Origin of the sequence: Pseudomonas sp. CC6-YY-74, from assembly GCF_002025205.1 — a bacterium.
In the GTDB taxonomy this organism is placed as follows: domain Bacteria; phylum Pseudomonadota; class Gammaproteobacteria; order Pseudomonadales; family Pseudomonadaceae; genus Aquipseudomonas; species Aquipseudomonas paeninsulae.
The window spans coordinates 3,174,962-3,191,774 of record NZ_CP019947.1 but is presented as its reverse complement, the minus strand read 5'-3'; the positions used below and the strand labels follow the sequence as shown (position 1 = coordinate 3,191,774).

Here is a 16,813-nt window from a genome sequence, read left to right as displayed (position 1 = left end):
TGGCAGCCGCTCTGCTAAGCTGCGCGCCCATGAATAGACACCTCTACACCCTGCTGCTGCATCTCGCTCTGCCCCTGGTCGCCGGGCGTCTGGCTTGGCGCGCGTGGCGCGCACCGGCGTATGCCAAACGCATTGGTGAACGCTTCTCCCTCGGCTTGCCGCCTCTGCAAACCGGCGGCATCTGGCTGCATGCCGTGTCGGTGGGCGAGAGCATTGCCGCCGCGCCGCTGATCCGCCAGCTGCTGGCGCGCTACCCGCAGTTACCGATCACCATTACCTGCATGACGCCGACCGGCTCCGAACGGATTCAGGCCATGTTCGCCGGGCCCGATTATGCAGGACGCGTGCAGCACTGCTATCTGCCCTATGACTTGCCGTGGGCCGCGGCGCGCTTTCTCGATCGCGCGCAGCCTCGGCTGGCGGTGGTCATGGAGACCGAATTGTGGCCCAACCACATCCACCAATGTGCCCGCCGTGGCATTCCCGTGGCCCTGGCCAATGCACGGCTATCCGAGCGCTCGGCGCGTGGTTATGCGCGCTTCGCCAAGCTGACCGGGCCCATGCTGGCCGAGTTGAGCCTGATTGCGGTGCAGACCACCGCCGAGGCCGAGCGCTTTCGCAGTTTGGGTGCGCGGCCCGAGTGCGTCGAGGTGACCGGCTCGATTAAGTTCGACCTGACCATCGACCCCGCGTTGCTTGCACGCGCCGCCGAGTTGCGCGAGCAGTGGGGCGCGGTGCGGCGGCCGGTGTGGATCGCCGCCAGCACCCATGCCGGTGAGGATGAAATTGTCCTGGCGGCGCACCGCGAGCTACTCGAACAATGGCCCGAGGCGTTGTTGATTCTGGTGCCGCGACACCCGGAACGCTTTGCCGCGGTGTACGAGCTGTGCCAGCGCCAAGGCTTCGCCACGCGCCAGCGCTCCAGTGGCGAGGCGGTGGTGGCGGGCGACCAGGTGTTGCTCGGCGATACCATGGGCGAGCTGTTGTTGCTCTATGCCCTGGCCGATCTGGCTTTCGTCGGTGGCAGCCTGGTGGGCAATGGTGGGCATAACCTGCTGGAGCCGGCGGCGCTGGGCAAACCGGTACTCAGCGGCCCGCACCTGTTCAACTTTCTCGAGATCGCCGCGCAGTTGCGTGAGGCCGGCGCGCTGCTCGAAGTGGCGGATGCCGAGGGACTGGCGCACCGGGTCGATCAGCTTTGGCGCGAGCCTGCCCTGGCGCAAACAATGCGCGGGGCGGGCCAAGCAGTAATGCAGGCCAACCAGGGCGCGCTGGCGCGCTTGCTGGCGGGGCTGGCGCGCTTGTTACAACACTCATGAACGACATGGCGCACATGGCGCGGTAGCCGCACTCCAGCACGCCGCAGGCACTACGAGCCGTCAGGCAGTACCCCACAAAAAAGCCCGACTCGCGTCGGGCTTTTTTGCTGAACAGGAGGGCTCACTGTGAGCCAATCAATCTAAGCCACCCAATATGTGAGCCACTCAAATCTGAGCGACTCAATGTGAGCCACTCAATAATCCAGATTGCCGCGTAACTGCGCTTCGGCGGCCTTGGCCAGGTCCGGTGGCAGGAAGTCCTGGTCTGGGTCGTAGTCCGACTTGAGGTATTGCTCGAGGGCTTCCAGGTCGGCCGGGCTCAGGGTGCCGGCGGCCTGCTTGAGACGCAGGTTGTTGAGAATGTAGTCGTAGCGCGCGTCGTTATAGGTGCGCACCGAGCTGTACAGCTGGCGCTGCGAGTCGAGCACGTCGACGATGTTGCGGGTGCCGACCTGATAGCCGATTTCCGTGGCTTCCAGGGCGCTCTGGTTGGAGATGATCGACTGTTTGCGCGCCTGCACGGTTTCCACGTCAGTGTTCACCGCGCGGTGCAGGTTGCGGGTGCTTTGCACCACCTGCCGGCGCAGGCTTTCGCGCAGCTGCTCGCTCTGGGTCAGGCGCTGGTAGGCCTCGCGCACCTGGGAGCTGGTCAGACCGCCGCTATAGAGAGGGATATTCAGTTGCAGGCCGATCGAGCGCTGTTCGGCATCACCATTGAAACGAGGTTGACCAGCAAAGCTGGTGCTGGAGTTGCTGAAGCCGAGGCTGTCGTTATCGCCTCTCTGATAGCTGGCCACCGCGTCCAGGGTCGGCGCATGCCCGGACTTGCGCTGGCGCAGGGTTTCTTCGGCGGCGTTCACCGCGTAATTGCTGGCTTGCAGATTGAGGTTCTGCGCGGCGGCGGTATCGACCCAGGCCTTGGCGTCGTTCGGCGTCGGCGCCAGGATCGGCAGGCTGTGTTCGATCCCTTCGAGTGCTACATATTCGCGGTTGGTCAGGGTGATCAGTGCCTGGAAGGCATCCTCGACCTGGCGCTGGGCGATGATCCGGTTGGCCCGTGCCGTATCGAAGCCGGCCTGGGCCTCGAGTACGTCGGTCTTGTCCGACAGGCCGACGTCGAAGCGTTCGTTGGCTTGGTCGAGTTGGCGTTTGAAGGCGGCTTCTTCGGCCTTGGTCGAGGCCAGGGTGTCCTGGGCACGCAGTACCGCGAAGTAGGTTTCCGCACTCTGCAGGATCAGCGTCTGTTCGATCGCGGACAGCTCCAGCGCTGCCTGCTCGCTGCTGGCTTCGGCGGCCTGCAGCTGGAACCAGCGATCGGCGCGGAACAACGGCTGGCTGAGGTTGGCCTGGTAGACCATGCCACTGCGTGAAAGTGACTGCGAGCCGCTCGACGTGTCGACATCTGTCTGGGTGTCGCTCAGGTTGGCACCGGCCGAGAGGTTCGGCAGCAAGCCGGAACGAGCCTGTGGCACCACTTCGCGGCGGGCCTGATAGTCGGCGCGGGCGGCCGCCAGGTCGGCGTTGTTGTTGGCGGCTTCCTGATAGACCGTGACGAGGTTCGTTTTGGTCGATAGCGGGGCCTGTTCGGCCCAGGCCATGCCAACGGAAGCAGCAGCCACAGCAAGAGTCAGGGAGAGTCTGCGCAACATGGGGGGAGATCCTGAATTTGGCGGTAATCGGCAAGGCTAAGGGGCGCTGCCAAGGGGGTCAAGGCATGCTTAATGTGCCTGAGTGTAGTTTGCAACAAGCTATGTTGCCTGTGCGCAACAATCGGCTTGGCTGGGATGGCGTCGTCACTATCCGACGCGTGGGTCAGGCTTTTTTGACTCCCCGGTTGGTTTTATTGCGGAGTCTTGATTAGACTGGCCAGGTTCTTGTCGGGGTGCCCCATATGTGGGCTGAGATTGGCAGCTGCCGGATCCCGTTGAACCTGATCAGGTTAAGACCTGCGTAGGGAACAAGATGGCCTCGTCACCCCCTCGGCGAGTGCTCTCGGCACCACTAGCGGTGCACTCCGTACGCTCATCCGCCCCAGGTTCGCTCCGACATTTCGTCCCAGGAGAGCACCAGCCGATGAGCACACAAGAAAAAAACCTCAACACCACGAATCTGAGTGATTCCGCCCAGGTCGACCAGCAGTCGATCCAGCCGTTTCCGCGTTCGCAGAAAATTTACGTGCAAGGCTCGCGTGTGGACATCCGCGTACCGATGCGCGAGATCAGTCTCGACATCACCCCGACCGAGTACGGTGGCGAGATCAATGCGCCGGTGCTGGTCTATGACACCTCCGGCCCTTACACCGACCCGAGCGTGACCATCGATGTGCGCCAGGGCCTGGGCGACGTCCGTTCGGCCTGGATTGACGACCGTGGTGATACCGAAATGCTCGACGGCCTGTCCTCGCACTTCGGCCAGGAACGCCTGGTCAATCCCGAGCTGACCAAGATGCGCTTCGCCCATGTGCGCAACCCGCGCCGGGCCAAGGCCGGCAACAACGTCAGCCAGATGCACTACGCGCGCCAGGGCATCATCACCCCGGAGATGGAATACGTCGCCATCCGCGAGAACCTCAAACTGGAGGAAGCCCGCGCCGCCGGTCTGCTCGATCAGCAGCACGCCGGCCACAGCTTCGGCGCTTCTGTGCCGAAGGAGATCAGCGCCGAATTCGTCCGCGAGGAAATCGCCCGCGGCCGGGCGATCATCCCCGCCAACATCAACCACACCGAGTTGGAGCCGATGATCATCGGCCGCAACTTCCTGGTGAAGATCAACGGCAACATCGGTAACTCGGCGCTGGGCTCCTCCATCGAAGAAGAAGTGGCCAAGCTGACCTGGGGTATCCGCTGGGGTTCGGACACCGTGATGGACCTGTCCACCGGCAAGCACATCCACGAAACCCGCGAGTGGATCATCCGTAACTCGCCGGTGCCGATCGGCACCGTGCCGATCTACCAGGCGCTGGAGAAGGTCAACGGCGTGGCCGAAGACCTGACCTGGGAGCTGTTCCGCGACACCCTGATCGAGCAGGCCGAGCAGGGCGTGGACTACTTCACCATCCACGCCGGCGTGCTGTTGCGTTATGTGCCGCTGACCGCCAAGCGCGTCACCGGTATCGTCAGCCGCGGCGGCTCGATCATGGCCAAGTGGTGCCTGGCGCATCACCAGGAAAACTTCCTCTACACCCATTTCGAAGACATCTGCCAGATCATGAAGGCCTACGACGTCAGCTTCTCGCTGGGCGACGGCCTGCGTCCGGGTTCGATTGCCGATGCCAACGACGCGGCGCAGTTCGGCGAGCTGGAAACCCTCGGCGAGCTGACCAAGATCGCCTGGAAGCACGACGTGCAGTGCATGATCGAAGGTCCCGGCCACGTGCCGATGCAACTGATCAAGGAGAACATGGACAAGCAGCTGGAGTGCTGCGACGAGGCGCCGTTCTACACCCTCGGCCCGCTGACCACCGACATCGCGCCGGGCTACGACCACATCACCAGCGGCATCGGTGCGGCGATGATCGGCTGGTTCGGCTGCGCCATGCTCTGCTACGTCACGCCCAAGGAGCACCTGGGCCTGCCGAACAAGGATGACGTCAAGACCGGGATCATCACCTACAAGATCGCCGCCCACGCCGCCGACCTGGCCAAGGGTCATCCGGGTGCACAGATCCGTGACAACGCCTTGAGCAAGGCGCGTTTCGAGTTCCGCTGGGAAGACCAGTTCAACCTCGGCCTGGACCCGGACACCGCGCGCAGCTACCACGACGAAACCCTGCCGAAAGATTCGGGCAAGGTCGCGCATTTCTGCTCCATGTGCGGGCCGAAGTTCTGCTCGATGAAGATCACCCAGGAGGTGCGCGACTACGCCAAGCTCAATGGTCTGACCGACGAGCAGAAGGCCATTGAGGCTGGCTTCAAGGAGCAGTCCGGGCGCTTCAAGGACGAAGGCTCGGTGATCTACAAACAGGTCTGACGGCATGACCCTACGCCAGGAGCAAGCAGGCTCCTGGCGTTCCCTATTCAGTTCTTTGAGACCTCCCCCATAGTGAACACCCCAAGTAGTTACTCACCGCATGTGCCGGTGTCGATCGGCCAGCGTGTGTTTGGCGCACGTGACATGTTTTCCCTGTGGTTTTCCTTAGGGATCGGCCTGATGGTGCTGCAACTTGGCGCCTTGCTGGCGCCGGGCCTGGGCCTGAGCGGCGCTTTGCTGGCGATTGCCTGTGGCACCGCCGTCGGCGTGTTGCTGTTGGGCTCGGTCGCGGTGATCGGCAGTGATACCGGGCTGTCGTCCATGGCGGCGCTGAAACTCAGCCTGGGCAGCAAGGGGGCCGTGGTGCCGGCCTTGCTCAACCTGTTGCAACTGGTCGGTTGGGGCGCATTCGAGATCATCGTCATGCGCGATGCCGCCAGCGTGTTGGCGGTGCGGGCCTTCGGCGAGGGCAGCCTATGGAACAGTCCGGGCCTCTGGACTCTGTTGTTTGGCGCCCTGGCGACCCTGCTGGCGGTGGCCGGTCCGCTGACCTTCGTGCGCCGGATCCTGCGCAAATGGGGGATCTGGTTGCTGCTCGGCGCCTGCCTCTGGTTGACCTGGAACCTGTTCGACAAGGCCGACCTCGCGGCGTTGTGGGCGCGCAGCGGTGATGGCTCGATGCCGTTCGCCCTGGGCTTCGACATTGCGATTGCCATGCCGCTGTCCTGGTTGCCGCTGATCGCCGACTACTCGCGCTTCGGCAAGGCGGCCGGCCGGGTGTTCGGTGGCACCGCGCTGGGTTTCTTTGTCGGCAACTTCTGGTTGATGAGCCTGGGCGTGGCCTACACCCTGGCCTTTGCCGACAGCGGCGAAGTCAACGCCTTGCTGCTGGCCCTGGCGGGCGCCGGTTTGGGTATTCCGCTGCTGCTGATCCTGCTCGACGAGTCGGAGAACGCGTTTGCCGACATCCATTCGGCGGCGGTTTCCGTCGGCATTCTGCTGCCATTCAAGGTCGAATTACTGGCGTTGCTGATTGGCGCCTTGTGCACCCTGATCGCCTGGTTCGCGCCGCTGGCCGAGTACCAGAACTTCCTGTTGCTGATCGGCTCGGTGTTCGCCCCGCTGTTCGGTGTGGTGCTGGTCGACCACTTCATCCTGCGTCGCCGTCGTGCCGAGCTGGCGCCGCGCGTGGCGCTGCGTTGGGACACGCTGCTGGCCTGGGCTTGCGGTGCGACCATCTATCATGTGCTGGCGAATTTCTGGCCCGATATCGGTGCGACCCTGCCGGCCTTGTTGCTGGCCGGCGTTCTGCAGTTCGCCTTCGGTTCCTTCAATCGTAGTCGGGAAAGTATTGCGCTTTGAGGATTCCCTTGAGTTGGCTATAGGGGATCGTCAGCTGCGGATGCCCGCTGGAGTAGGGCGCAATGCTGTAGACGTTGTATTTCAGCAGCAGTGCGGCTTGACCGAGGGCGACGTTTTCGCTGCGCTCGAACGGCCAGTTGCTGATGTACTCGGGGTCCTGATCCAGCTGGTTGGCTGTCAGCCAGCGCTGGTGGGCTTGGCCGGCGAGGTCCCAGAATGCGGCCGTCTGCCCGGGCAGTAGCATGTCCTGCAGGCTCAGGGCCTTTTTCAGCGTGCGGTCGTAGTTGATGAAGCCGCGGCCCGGCATACCGTGCGCCCCGCCCGTGGACAGGTAGCTGGAAAATTCGATGATCACCAGTTGATCATGTTGCTCGCGCACCTTGGCTTGCAGGTAGGTGTTCCAGCCGCGCTTGGCACTGTGCAGGAAGTCCTTTTCGTAGGACTGCAGCGAGGCGGGCAGAGGCGCGTCCGGCGAATCATTGGTCATCTGCAGCAGGCGCTGTTCAATCAGTTCGCTGAGCGGCGTTTCGTCGGGAAATATCAGCGTGTCGATATTCACCAGTGGGCAGGCGTCGCCCTGGCAGCCAGGCTGAATACTCTCCCAGGCGACACGTTGCACCGCTAGCGCGCCATCGCCTGAAGGCAGGCTTTGGCAGGCGCTTAGCAGGAGGCCAAGACTGATGGTGACGAGTTTTTTACGTGCAAACATTGAGTTCAGCGCCAGACGGGGAGAGGGTAGGGGTCGCGGGGTTGGACTGCCGGTTATCCCAGTGGTTCGCCAGGGCAGTCAGCCGCAACAGCACTGCATAATCCCAGGCAGCGCCTAATATGCAAAGAGGCTGCGCAAGGCTGGATGCCGGGGTAGGATGCGCGAAAGCCAAGATTATCGGATTGAGAGAGACGTGGATGACCGACACCTTCAAACCTGGCCCGGATGCCGTGCAGATCATTGAGCGAGAAGCCTGTTTTCGCGGGTTTTATAGCCTCGATCGCTTGCGTCTGCGCCATCTGCAGTTTTCTGGCGAAATGGGCCCGACGCTCAGCCGCGAACTGTTTATCCGCCACGATGCCGTATGCGTGCTGCCCTATGACCCGCAGCGCGATGAAGTGGTACTGATCGAGCAGTTCCGCGTTGGCGCCATGGGCAAGTCCGCCAGCCCCTGGCTGCTGGAACTGGTCGCCGGGCTGATCGATACCGACGAGCAGCCGGAAGAAGTGGCGCTGCGTGAGGCGGTGGAGGAGGCCAACCTGGCGCTGACCGCACTGTGGCCTATTACCGAATATTTTCCTTCGCCCGGTGGTTCGGACGAGCGGGTGTACCTGTACCTCGGCCGCTGCAATAGCCTGGGTGCCGGGGGCGTGCATGGTCTGGCCGAAGAGGGAGAGGACATCCGGGTGCATGTCCTGCCGCTGGAAGATGCCCTGGATGCGGTCAAGGACGGGCGGATCAACAATGCGGCGAGCATCATCGCCTTGCAATGGCTGGCGCTGAACCGCGCCGAGGTTAGGGGGTTATGGTCGTGAATCTGTTGCGTGACCGCTATCGGGTTGACTTGATCGAGTTGCAGGCGGCTTGTGAAGTCAACTACGCACGCCTGATGCGCCTGCTGCCGGACATGCGCGAGGCATCATGCGCGCGGCGGGTTGCCCTGACTCAGGGCGAGCAGCTGCTCGGTGTGCTGGCTCTGGAAGTGCTGGAAACCTGTCCCTACACCTCGACCGTGCGGGTGTGCCAAGAACACAGCCTGCCCTGGTTGCCGGTGCCGCAACTGGACGTGCGGGTGTATCACGATGCACGCATGGCCGAGGTGATCGGTGCACAAAGTGCCCGGCGTTTTCGCAGCATCTACCCTTACCCGAATGCCGCCATGCATCAGCCGGATGAAAAGTCCCAGCTCAACCTGTTTCTCGGCGAATGGCTGAGTCATTGCCTGGCCTGTGGCCATGAACTGGAACCAGTGGTTTAAAACGGCGACAAGCACTAAGCCGCAGGCTTCAACAACAGCCTGATTGCGACACCCTCCTGCCTGACTTCGCCTTGTCGCTGCTTTATGTGACCCATGCCCGCTTCTTGGGTTTACCGCTGCCGGGACTAACCACCATAATCCACGCATTCCGCTCAAGGAGACGGCCTTGCCGAGCGCGCTCAATTCCGCTGCTGATTCCTCGGTCCTGCTGGTGCAGTTGTCCGACAGCCATCTATTTGCCGAAGCGGCCGGCAAGCTATTGGGTCTGGATACCCAGGACAGCCTGCAGCAAGTGATCGAGCGGGTGCTGCAAGAGCAGCCGCAGATCGACCTGATGCTCGCCAGCGGCGATCTGTCGCAAGACGGTAGCCTGGCGTCCTATCAGCGCTTTCGACAGATGACCGCGGCGCTTGCGGCGCCAGCCCGCTGGTTTCCCGGCAACCATGACGATGTCCCGACCATGCAGGCCGCCTGCGCCGATAGCGATCTGCTGGAGCCGGTGATCGATCTGGGTAATTGGCGCATCATTCTGCTCGACTCGTCGATTCCCGGCGCGGTGCCGGGCTATCTTGGCGAGCAACAGCTGGCCCTGCTGGAGCGTGCGCTCAGTGAAGCGCCGGAGCGCCATCACCTGATTTGCCTGCACCATCATCCGGTGTCCATCGGTTGCCGCTGGATGGAACCCATCGGCCTGCGCAACCCCGAGGCGCTATTCGCCGTGCTGGAACGCTTCAGTCAGGTGCGCGCGGTGCTCTGGGGGCATATCCATCAGGAGTTCGATCGCCAGCGCAATGCTGTGCGCCTGCTGGCTTCGCCTTCCACCTGTGTGCAGTTCGCCCCGGGCAGTGAAGAATTCCAGGTCGACAGCACTGCGCCCGGCTACCGCTGGCTGCGTCTGCACGCCGACGGTCGGCTGGATACCGGCGTGTCGCGGGTGACCGGGATCGAGTTCGAGGTGGATTACACGGTGAAAGGTTACTAAGAGCGCAGGCGTTCAGCGCGGCAACGCTACTGGCTAGCCGGCCAATGTGACCACTGAGCGATGTCTAGCAAACTCGCGCGGAGCCAAGTGAATCGCCCCGCTTTTTACCCTTGGCTATCTGTTGTTTAATTTGTCTCGGCTCGCGTTCTGCCTGATAAACAACCAGGTCCGGCGATGCTGTTCACGTCATGGATTAGCCCGCGGTACCGCCGACCGAGCGCTTAGCGGCAACTGACCGTTCTCTCCCGCTCAGTATCGTCGCCTGACTCCCGCCGCCCTGGTACAACGCCACGGATAAAAACTGCCTCGCCACGGCCGTAGGCCCACCCTCGGTTCGCGCCGTTCCTCCAGCGCTTGCCAGCCTCCAGCAAAAAACACTTATCATTCAGTCATATACCTCATGCTCCAGGTGGGAATCGTCGAATGTTGTCTGCTGTCGAGCGCTACAAACTGCTCCTCTCCGGTGCCTTGGCCCGTTATTTCCCGCGGACCACGGCCTATCTGCGCGCCGAGCGCGAGGCGGGCTTGCCGCAGAAGAAACCGCGTTCCCGGGCGAAGAAGGCCACCGCCGCGGTAGGTAAGAGCAAGGCGGGCACTGGGAAACAACCTGCCAGGTCGCGTGGCAAACCCGGCCAACCGGCGAGCACGGCCATCTACGGGCCGGCGTTGCTGGCGGTCGATGCGGCGCAGGTCGAGGCCATGCGCGAGCGGGTCGCCCAGGCGGTAGTGGCGGGGGTGATCAATGCGCCTTCGGACGAGCAGTGGGCGATGATCCTCGGTCGCCATCCGCTCACGCGGATCTTTGCCGGGGCGGGTTCGGGCAAGTCCACCACCCTGGTGCTGCGCGTGGTGTTCATGCTCTGTCATCTGGGCATCGAGCCGGGACGCTTGACGGTGATTTCCTTCACCAACGCCTCCTGCGCCGAGCTACGCACGCAGCTGCTCAGGGTGCTGGGTTTCTGGCAATACCCTTTCGACGCCGCCCAGGCCCGCCAGTGCGTGCGCACTTTCCATTCGGCCATGGGCGTGCTGGCCAAGCAGGCGCTGAACAGCCCGCGTTGGTTCGAGCAGCTGGATGATGCGCCCGGCGCGGCCCGTGAGCTGGATAACCCGCTGACGTCCGCGCGTCTGCGTCCGGCCCAGCAGCGCCTGCTCAAGCAGGCCTATCAGAGTTGCTACGCCCAGGAGCCGGTGTTTCGCGAGCGCGTGCACAGCCTGCTGGGGTTGCCGGCGCCGCCGGCTGACACTGGCGAAGGCAAACGGCCGCGGGTGGCCAAGGCGCCGCTGGATGGCTTCAAACTGGCGGGGGAGTTCACTGCATTGCCGCTGTTCGAGGCCTTCTATGTGCAGGCCGGCTTTATCCAGAGCATCGGCATCCGCCCCGACCAGATAGATGTCCAGGCGCTGTCCTGCTCCGCTCGCGAGCGTGATTTTATCGAGGCCCTGGTGTTGTTCTGCAAGGCCTTCGAGGCCTGCCTGCAGGCGCAGGGCTTGATGACCTTCGATGGCGCCTTTCAAACGCTCGGCGAACGTTTGGCCGCCAATGCACCGGGAATCTCGGCCGAGGCGCTGGCGCCGTTCAATCACCTGCTGATCGATGAATTCCAGGATATCTCGCCGCAGATCGTCCAGTGGCTGCAAGCGCTCCACCGCGCGCTGGCGCGTCAGGGCGCGGCGGTCAGCCTGATGGCGATCGGCGACGACTGGCAGTCGATCTATGGTTGGCGCGGCAGTTCTCCGGAGCTGTTCATGGACTTCGACAGGCACTTCCCGGGCAAGGGCAAGGCCAAGAGCAGTGCGCTGCTGATGCTGGCCACCAACTACCGCTCCATCGAGCCGTTGATCCGCGACGGCGAGGCGGTGCTCGCTGGCGTCGCCTGCAAGCAAGCCAAGACCAGCAAGGCGTTCAAGGCCATGCAGCCGGGGGATCACGGGGTCAAGCTGGTGCAGGGCTTCGATATCAAGGCGCGCCTGCCGGAGCTGCTGAAGGTGATCAACGCCGAGTGCGCGCACGTGGCCAGCCGCACAGTGGCCGACCGCAGCGCGGTGCTGCTGCTCAGTCGGCGCAACGCAGACTTGCAGACGATTCAGGCCCAGTTGGACAAGAAGTTGCCGGTCAAGGCCTACACCATCCACCGCGCCAAGGGCCTGCAGGCCGAAGTGGCGATCATCGTTGATGATTGCGCGCCAGCGGAGCCGCACCCGCTGCGCAATGCGCTGTATGCCTACTCGGGATTCTTCCGCAACAGCTACGACCAGGCGATGACCGATGAAAGCCTGCGCCTGGCCTATGTGGCGATCACCCGGGGCGTGAGCCGGGTGCTCTGGTTTACCCGCAAGGCCCAGGGCGCGACCCTGGTGCTGGCGGGGCGCGCCAGTCGGCGCGGCGGAGGGGGCTGAAGCCTGCGCGGCCCGACCCACCCTACAGTGCCGGCTCGGGCTAGCCCAGTTGGCGCTCGGCCCAGACCTCGGCCGCGCTGTGATGGAGGATGCCGTGACGGCGGGCCAGGGCGTGGCGGTCTTTGTCGTAGCCGCCGCCGATCAGGCCGACCACCGGGATGTCGCGGCCCAGGCAGTGGTTGAGCACCGCCTGGTCGCGGGCGGCGACTCCGGCGTCGGTCAGTTGCAGGTAGCCGAGGGCATCGTCCTGGTGCACGTCGACGCCGGCGTCGTACAGCACGATGTCCGGCTGGTACAGCGGCAGCAGGTAGTTCAGCGCATCGTCCACCACCTTCAGATAAGCGGCGTCGCCCATGCCCATCGGCAGGGGAATGTCCCAGTCGCTGGCGGCCTTACGTGCGGGGAAGTTCTTTTCGCAGTGCAGAGAGACGGTGATCGCCTCCGGGATATCGGCGAGCAAGCGGGCGCTGCCGTCGCCCTGGTGCACGTCGCAGTCGAAGATCAGCACCCGTTGCGCCTTGCCGGCTTCGAGCAGGTAACGGGCGATCACCGCCAGGTCATTGAAGATACAGAAGCCAGCCGGGTGATCGTAATGGGCGTGATGGGTGCCGCCGGCCAGATGGCAGGCCAGGCCATGCTGCAAGGCTTGCTCGGCAGCCAATAGCGAACCGCCCACCGCGCGCACGGTGCGCTGCGCCAGGGCCGCGCTCCAGGGCAGGCCGAGGCGGCGCTGGTCTTCGTGGGGCAGTTCGCCGCTCATGTAGCGCTCGATATAAGCGGGGCAGTGGGCCAGGGCCAGTATCTCCGGCGGGCACAGTTGCGGACGCAGCAATTCGGCATCGCGGGTCAGGCCGCTGGCCACCAGGTGATCACGCAGCAGGCGGAATTTTTCCATGGGGAAACGATGGCCGGCCGGGAAGGGCGGGCTGTAGTCGTCGTGATAGACCAGCGGCAGGCGCATACAATGGCACTCTTTAATGCAGCGTCTGAGTATGGCGGCGCTGCCTGGGCCGACTCAAGTGGAGCCGTAATGACCGAGCAGGACGCCGTGCGCGCCTATCACCAACTGAGCAAGCATCAGCCGCAGCGCTTCGCCCCCGGGCCCGGGCAGCTGGACTGGGCGACCCAGCCCGCCGCCTTTCGGCGTTACCGCGGCGCCCGCCTGATCGAACTGTGGCACCGGCCGTTGCTGGAGTCGCCTGACTACGATGCGGTGTTCGCCGCGCCGCTGGGCACGCCGGCGCCGCTGAATCAGGCCAGCCTGTCGCAGCTGCTGTATGACAGCCTGGCGCTGTCGGCGTGGAAGGAGGCCGGCGGCAGCCGTTGGGCGCTGCGGGTCAATCCGTCGTCGGGCAATCTGCACCCGACCGAGGCGTATCTGCTGCTGCCGCCCGGCAGCCTGCAAGACCAGGCTTTGCTGGCCCATTACACCGCCGATGCGCATGCCCTGGAAGTGCGCGCCGAGCTGCCGGCGCCGCTGGCCGCGCAACTGTCCCAGGCGTTGCCGGCGGGCGGCTGCCTGCTGGCGCTGGCCAGCATCCCCTGGCGCGAGGCGTGGAAATATGGCGAGCGGGCCTACCGTTATTGCCAGCATGATCTCGGCCATGCCCTGGCTGGCCTGGCGCTTGCCGCCAGCGCGCTGGGCTGGCAGGTGCGTCTGCTGCGCGGGGTGGCCGAGGCGCGGCTGGACGGCGTGTTCGGCCTGGATCGCCAAGGTTTTGCCGAGGCCGAGCATATCGACTGCCTGCTCTGGATAGGCCCGGCCCAGGCCGCCGAGTTCGCCCTGCCAGAGGATCTGTTAAACGGGCTGGCGGCGCTGGAGCTGCAGGGCACGCCTAATCGCCTGTCGCGCCAGTACCACGACTGGCCGGAGCTGGCGCGGGTGCAGGCGCTGTGCCGTGCCCCGGCCTTGCCCGCTCAGCCCTGGTTGGTCGAAGCCGGCCGCGCGCAGGCGGATAACCCCGGCTTGGCGCTGCGGCCGATTCTGCATCGACGCCGTAGTGCGCAAGCCATGGACGGCAAGAGCGGGATTCACGCCGAGCTGTTGTTTGCCTGGTTGCAGCGGCTGATGCCGGCCAATTCGCCGGTGCCATTCGCCCTGACCGGGGAGGCGGCGCAGGTCGATCTGCTGTTGTTCGTCCATCGCGTGCAGGGCCTGGAACCCGGCTTGTACTGGTTGGCGCGGGTTGATGGCCAGGCGCAACTTGGGCTGCGCGAGGATTTTCTCTGGCAGCGCGCGCACGACCAATTGCCGCTGTACCGCCTGCTTGCAGGCGATGCCCGCGGCTTGGCGGAGTTTCTCTCCTGTGGTCAGGACATCGCCAGCGATGGTTGCGTCGCCCTGGCCATGCTCAGTCGCTTCGACACAGCCCTGGACGCCGGCACCTGGCGCTATCCACGGTTGTACTGGGAGTGCGGGCAAATCGGCCAGTTGCTCTATCTGGAAGCCGAGGCGGCGGGGCTATCGGCCACTGGCATTGGTTGCTATTTCGACGATTCGGTACATGAATTACTAGGACTTGCCGACAGCCGCTGGCAAAGTCTTTACCATTTCACCCTTGGTCGTGCCGTGTGGGATGAGCGCCTCAGCTCACTGCCGGCCTATCCCGAATTACGTTTACCCCGCTCTTAGCGGTTACTGGAGAACAAGCATGAGTCAGGTACTGGACGAATTGGTCGCCCTGTTGAGCCTGGAGGCCATCGAAGAAAACCTCTTTCGCGGTGCCAGTCAGGATCTGGGTTTCCGTCAGCTGTTCGGCGGTCAGGTGCTCGGTCAATGCGTGTCGGCGGCCAGCCAGACGGTCGAGGCGGATCGCCATGTGCACTCCTTGCACGGTTACTTCCTGCGTCCTGGTGACTCGGCCCTGCCGGTGGTCTATCAGGTCGACCGGGTACGCGATGGCGGTAGCTTCAGCACTCGGCGGGTGACGGCGGTGCAGAAGGGCAAGCCGATCTTCACCTGCAGTGCTTCCTTTCAGTACGACGAGGAAGGCTTTCACCATCAGAACCCGATGCCGGATGTGCCGGGGCCTGAAGGGTTGAAATCGGAAACCGAGCTGGCCCGACTGGTCGCCGACTCTCTGCCAGAGCGCATGCGCGAGCGCGCAGTGGCCGACTCGCCAATCGAAATCCGCCCGGTGACGGTCAGCAACCCTTTTGCCCCGCAGCCGAGCGAACCGGTCAAGTACGTGTGGTTCCGCGCCGCCGGTGACCTGCCGGACGACCCGCAGTTGCACAAGTACCTGCTCGGCTATGCCAGCGACTTCAACCTGCTGACCACCTCGATGCTGCCGCATGGGGTGTCGGTGTTCCAGAAGTTCATGCAGGTGGCCAGCCTCGATCACTCGCTGTGGTTTCACAGCAACCTGCGCATGGACGAATGGCTGCTCTACGCCATGGACAGCCCCTGGGCCGGCAACGCCCGTGGCTTCTCGCGCGGCAGCATCTTCAATCGCCAGGGCCAGCTGGTCGCCTCGGTCGCCCAGGAAGGCCTGACCCGAATCCGTGAGGATTGGAAGTGAGCCGCGAGGACTGGCAATGAGGCTGCAAACGGCGCGTCACTGGGTGTTCGACATGGACGGCACCCTGACCCTGGCGGTGCATGACTTCGAGGCGATCAAGCGGGCGCTGGACATCCCCCTGGAGCACGACATCCTCCATCACCTGGCAGCCTTGCCCGAGGATGTAGCGGCCGCCAAGTACCTCTGGCTGCTGGAGCACGAGCGCGAGCTGGCGCTGAGCGCCGAGCCGGCGCCGGGGGCCATCGAGCTGGTTCGCGCCCTGAAAGAGCGCGACTGCCGGCTCGGTATCCTCACCCGCAACGCCCATGAGCTGGCGCTGGTGACGCTGCAGGCGATCGGTCTGGGCGATTGCTTCGCCAGCGGCGACATTCTCGGCCGCGACGAGGCGCCGCCCAAGCCCGATCCCGGCGGTTTGCTGCACCTGGCCGAGCGCTGGCAGGTGACGCCGAATGAGCTGGTGATGGTCGGCGACTACCGCTTCGACCTGGAATGCGCCCGCGCCGCCGGTGCCTGCAGCGTATTGGTCAACCTGGCGCAGAATCCCTGGCCGGAATTGACCGATCACTTCGCCGTGGATTGCGCCGTGCTGCAGCGGTCGCTCGTGCCGTAGGGCGGCTTCGGAGCGCAGCGACAACCCGCCAGTTTTTCTGCCGCGCCGATAAACCAGGGTGCACTGCCTGCGGGTAGGGCGGCTTCGGAGCGCAGCGACAATCCGCCGGCTTTTGTGCTGCGCCGATAAACCATGGTGCACTGCCTGCGGGTAGGGCGGCCTCGGAGCGCAGCGACAGCCCGCCAGCTTGTGTGCCACGCCAAGCAGCCAATGGTGCACTGCCTGCGGCGAGTGACACCCTACGGGTTGCTGACTGTGTGGTTGCTGCCGCCGGACTCCAGATCCTTGAGGATCGGGCAGTCGGGGCGGTCATTGCCCTGGCAGTGCTGCATCAGGTCCTGCAGGGTGTCGCGCAGGCTGCTGAGTTCGGCGATCTTGTGGTTGAGTTCGGCGATATGCCCGGCGGCCAGTGTCTTGACGTCGGCGCTGGCGCGCTGGCGGTCCTGCCACAGGGTCAGCAGTTGGGCGACCTCGGCCAGGGAAAACCCCAGATCCCGCGCACGTTTGATAAAGGCCAGGCGATGCAGGTCCTGCGCGCCGTACTGGCGATAGCCGCTGTCGCTACGTCCGGCGGCCGGTAACAGTTCGATGCTCTCGTAGTAGCGGATCATCTTGGCGCTGAGGCCGGTCTTCTGTGCGGCTTGGCCGATATTCATCGGTCGCTCTCCAGTTGGGGCGTGGGC

Annotated in this window: 14 protein-coding genes and 1 riboswitch; of the genes, 10 read left to right on the top strand and 4 right to left on the bottom strand. The window is 64.3% G+C overall.

The features are described from left to right. Positions 1–29: 29 nt before the first annotated feature. Positions 30–1,319, top strand: coding sequence for a lipid IV(A) 3-deoxy-D-manno-octulosonic acid transferase (waaA, locus tag B2D37_RS14540; RefSeq protein WP_079203356.1), 1,290 nt, complete (start codon positions 30–32; stop codon positions 1,317–1,319). Positions 1,320–1,513: 194 nt separating this feature from the next. On the opposite strand, the gene B2D37_RS14535 is transcribed toward waaA, so the two are convergent. Next, positions 1,514–2,968: a TolC family outer membrane protein gene (locus tag B2D37_RS14535; protein WP_079203355.1), complete on the bottom strand. Its 1,455-nt coding sequence runs from the start codon at positions 2,966–2,968 to the stop codon at positions 1,514–1,516. A 219-nt stretch (positions 2,969–3,187) separates the two neighbouring features. Beyond that, positions 3,188–3,293, top strand: a riboswitch (TPP riboswitch). A gap of 99 nt (positions 3,294–3,392) precedes the next feature. On the opposite strand from B2D37_RS14535, the gene thiC reads away from it, so the two are divergent. Next, positions 3,393–5,288, top strand: a complete 1,896-nt coding sequence (thiC, locus tag B2D37_RS14530; protein WP_079203354.1) for a phosphomethylpyrimidine synthase ThiC — start codon at positions 3,393–3,395, stop codon at positions 5,286–5,288. A gap of 72 nt (positions 5,289–5,360) precedes the next feature. Further along, the gene (cytX, locus tag B2D37_RS14525; protein WP_079203353.1) at positions 5,361–6,650 is read left to right on the top strand and encodes a putative hydroxymethylpyrimidine transporter CytX; all 1,290 of its coding nucleotides are present in this window, start codon (positions 5,361–5,363) and stop codon (positions 6,648–6,650) included. On the opposite strand, the gene B2D37_RS14520 is transcribed toward cytX, so the two are convergent. Then, positions 6,619–7,359 carry an RsiV family protein gene (locus tag B2D37_RS14520; RefSeq protein WP_079203352.1) on the bottom strand — a complete coding sequence of 247 codons (741 nt, stop codon included), beginning with the start codon at positions 7,357–7,359 and terminating at the stop codon, positions 6,619–6,621. The genes cytX and B2D37_RS14520 overlap by 32 nt on opposite strands. A 197-nt stretch (positions 7,360–7,556) precedes the next feature. Here B2D37_RS14520 and B2D37_RS14515 point away from each other — a divergent pair, with 197 nt between their 5' ends. The 4 genes from B2D37_RS14515 to B2D37_RS14500 all read left to right on the top strand — a co-directional run bounded on the left by B2D37_RS14515 (position 7,557) and on the right by B2D37_RS14500 (position 11,999). Continuing rightward, the gene (locus B2D37_RS14515; protein ID WP_079203351.1) at positions 7,557–8,174 is read left to right on the top strand and encodes an NUDIX domain-containing protein; all 618 of its coding nucleotides are present in this window, start codon (positions 7,557–7,559) and stop codon (positions 8,172–8,174) included. Further along, on the top strand, positions 8,165–8,617 hold the full coding sequence (locus B2D37_RS14510; protein ID WP_079203350.1) for a DUF1249 domain-containing protein: 453 nt from the start codon (positions 8,165–8,167) through the stop codon (positions 8,615–8,617). Before B2D37_RS14515 ends, B2D37_RS14510 begins: the two co-directional genes overlap by 10 nt. A 166-nt stretch (positions 8,618–8,783) precedes the next feature. Continuing rightward, positions 8,784–9,599 (top strand): 3',5'-cyclic-AMP phosphodiesterase, encoded by an 816-nt coding sequence (cpdA, locus tag B2D37_RS14505; protein ID WP_079203349.1) that lies wholly within the window; start codon positions 8,784–8,786, stop codon positions 9,597–9,599. A gap of 423 nt (positions 9,600–10,022) precedes the next feature. Continuing rightward, entirely contained in the window at positions 10,023–11,999 is a 1,977-nt protein-coding gene (locus tag B2D37_RS14500; protein WP_079203348.1) for a DEAD/DEAH box helicase, read from the top strand. Positions 12,000–12,039: 40 nt separating this feature from the next. Here the strand turns inward: B2D37_RS14500 and B2D37_RS14495 are convergent, their stop codons facing one another. After that, positions 12,040–12,960 (bottom strand): histone deacetylase, encoded by a 921-nt coding sequence (locus tag B2D37_RS14495; protein ID WP_079203347.1) that lies wholly within the window; start codon positions 12,958–12,960, stop codon positions 12,040–12,042. Between the two features lie 69 nt (positions 12,961–13,029). Here B2D37_RS14495 and B2D37_RS14490 point away from each other — a divergent pair, with 69 nt between their 5' ends. The 3 genes from B2D37_RS14490 to B2D37_RS14480 are packed head-to-tail and all read left to right on the top strand — an operon-like array spanning position 13,030 to position 16,130. After that, positions 13,030–14,631: a nitroreductase family protein gene (locus tag B2D37_RS14490; RefSeq protein ID WP_079203346.1), complete on the top strand. Its 1,602-nt coding sequence runs from the start codon at positions 13,030–13,032 to the stop codon at positions 14,629–14,631. Positions 14,632–14,650: 19 nt separating this feature from the next. Then, positions 14,651–15,520 (top strand): acyl-CoA thioesterase II, encoded by an 870-nt coding sequence (gene tesB, locus B2D37_RS14485; RefSeq protein ID WP_079203345.1) that lies wholly within the window; start codon positions 14,651–14,653, stop codon positions 15,518–15,520. A gap of 16 nt (positions 15,521–15,536) precedes the next feature. Further along, positions 15,537–16,130 (top strand): HAD family hydrolase, encoded by a 594-nt coding sequence (locus tag B2D37_RS14480; RefSeq protein WP_079203344.1) that lies wholly within the window; start codon positions 15,537–15,539, stop codon positions 16,128–16,130. Between the two features lie 239 nt (positions 16,131–16,369). Here B2D37_RS14480 and cueR read toward each other — a convergent pair whose 3' ends face one another. Then, a complete protein-coding gene (cueR, locus tag B2D37_RS14475; protein ID WP_079203343.1) occupies positions 16,370–16,786 on the bottom strand; it encodes a Cu(I)-responsive transcriptional regulator in 417 nt (138 codons plus the stop codon). Positions 16,787–16,813 lie beyond the last annotated feature (27 nt).

Excerpts from the sequence above, each read along its gene's own strand:
- B2D37_RS14495 (WP_079203347.1), bottom strand. The coding sequence starts at position 12,960 with ATGCGCCTGCCGCTGGTCTATCACGACGACTACAGCCCGCCCTTCCCG.
- B2D37_RS14480 (WP_079203344.1), top strand. The coding sequence starts at position 15,537 with ATGAGGCTGCAAACGGCGCGTCACTGGGTGTTCGACATGGACGGCACC.
- thiC (WP_079203354.1), top strand. The coding sequence starts at position 3,393 with ATGAGCACACAAGAAAAAAACCTCAACACCACGAATCTGAGTGATTCC.
- waaA (WP_079203356.1), top strand. The coding sequence starts at position 30 with ATGAATAGACACCTCTACACCCTGCTGCTGCATCTCGCTCTGCCCCTG.
- B2D37_RS14520 (WP_079203352.1), bottom strand. The coding sequence starts at position 7,359 with ATGTTTGCACGTAAAAAACTCGTCACCATCAGTCTTGGCCTCCTGCTA.
- B2D37_RS14490 (WP_079203346.1), top strand. The coding sequence starts at position 13,030 with ATGACCGAGCAGGACGCCGTGCGCGCCTATCACCAACTGAGCAAGCAT.
- B2D37_RS14500 (WP_079203348.1), top strand. The coding sequence starts at position 10,023 with ATGTTGTCTGCTGTCGAGCGCTACAAACTGCTCCTCTCCGGTGCCTTG.
- B2D37_RS14535 (WP_079203355.1), bottom strand. The coding sequence starts at position 2,968 with ATGTTGCGCAGACTCTCCCTGACTCTTGCTGTGGCTGCTGCTTCCGTT.
- B2D37_RS14515 (WP_079203351.1), top strand. The coding sequence starts at position 7,557 with ATGACCGACACCTTCAAACCTGGCCCGGATGCCGTGCAGATCATTGAG.
- B2D37_RS14510 (WP_079203350.1), top strand. The coding sequence starts at position 8,165 with ATGGTCGTGAATCTGTTGCGTGACCGCTATCGGGTTGACTTGATCGAG.
- tesB (WP_079203345.1), top strand. The coding sequence starts at position 14,651 with ATGAGTCAGGTACTGGACGAATTGGTCGCCCTGTTGAGCCTGGAGGCC.
- cueR (WP_079203343.1), bottom strand. The coding sequence starts at position 16,786 with ATGAATATCGGCCAAGCCGCACAGAAGACCGGCCTCAGCGCCAAGATG.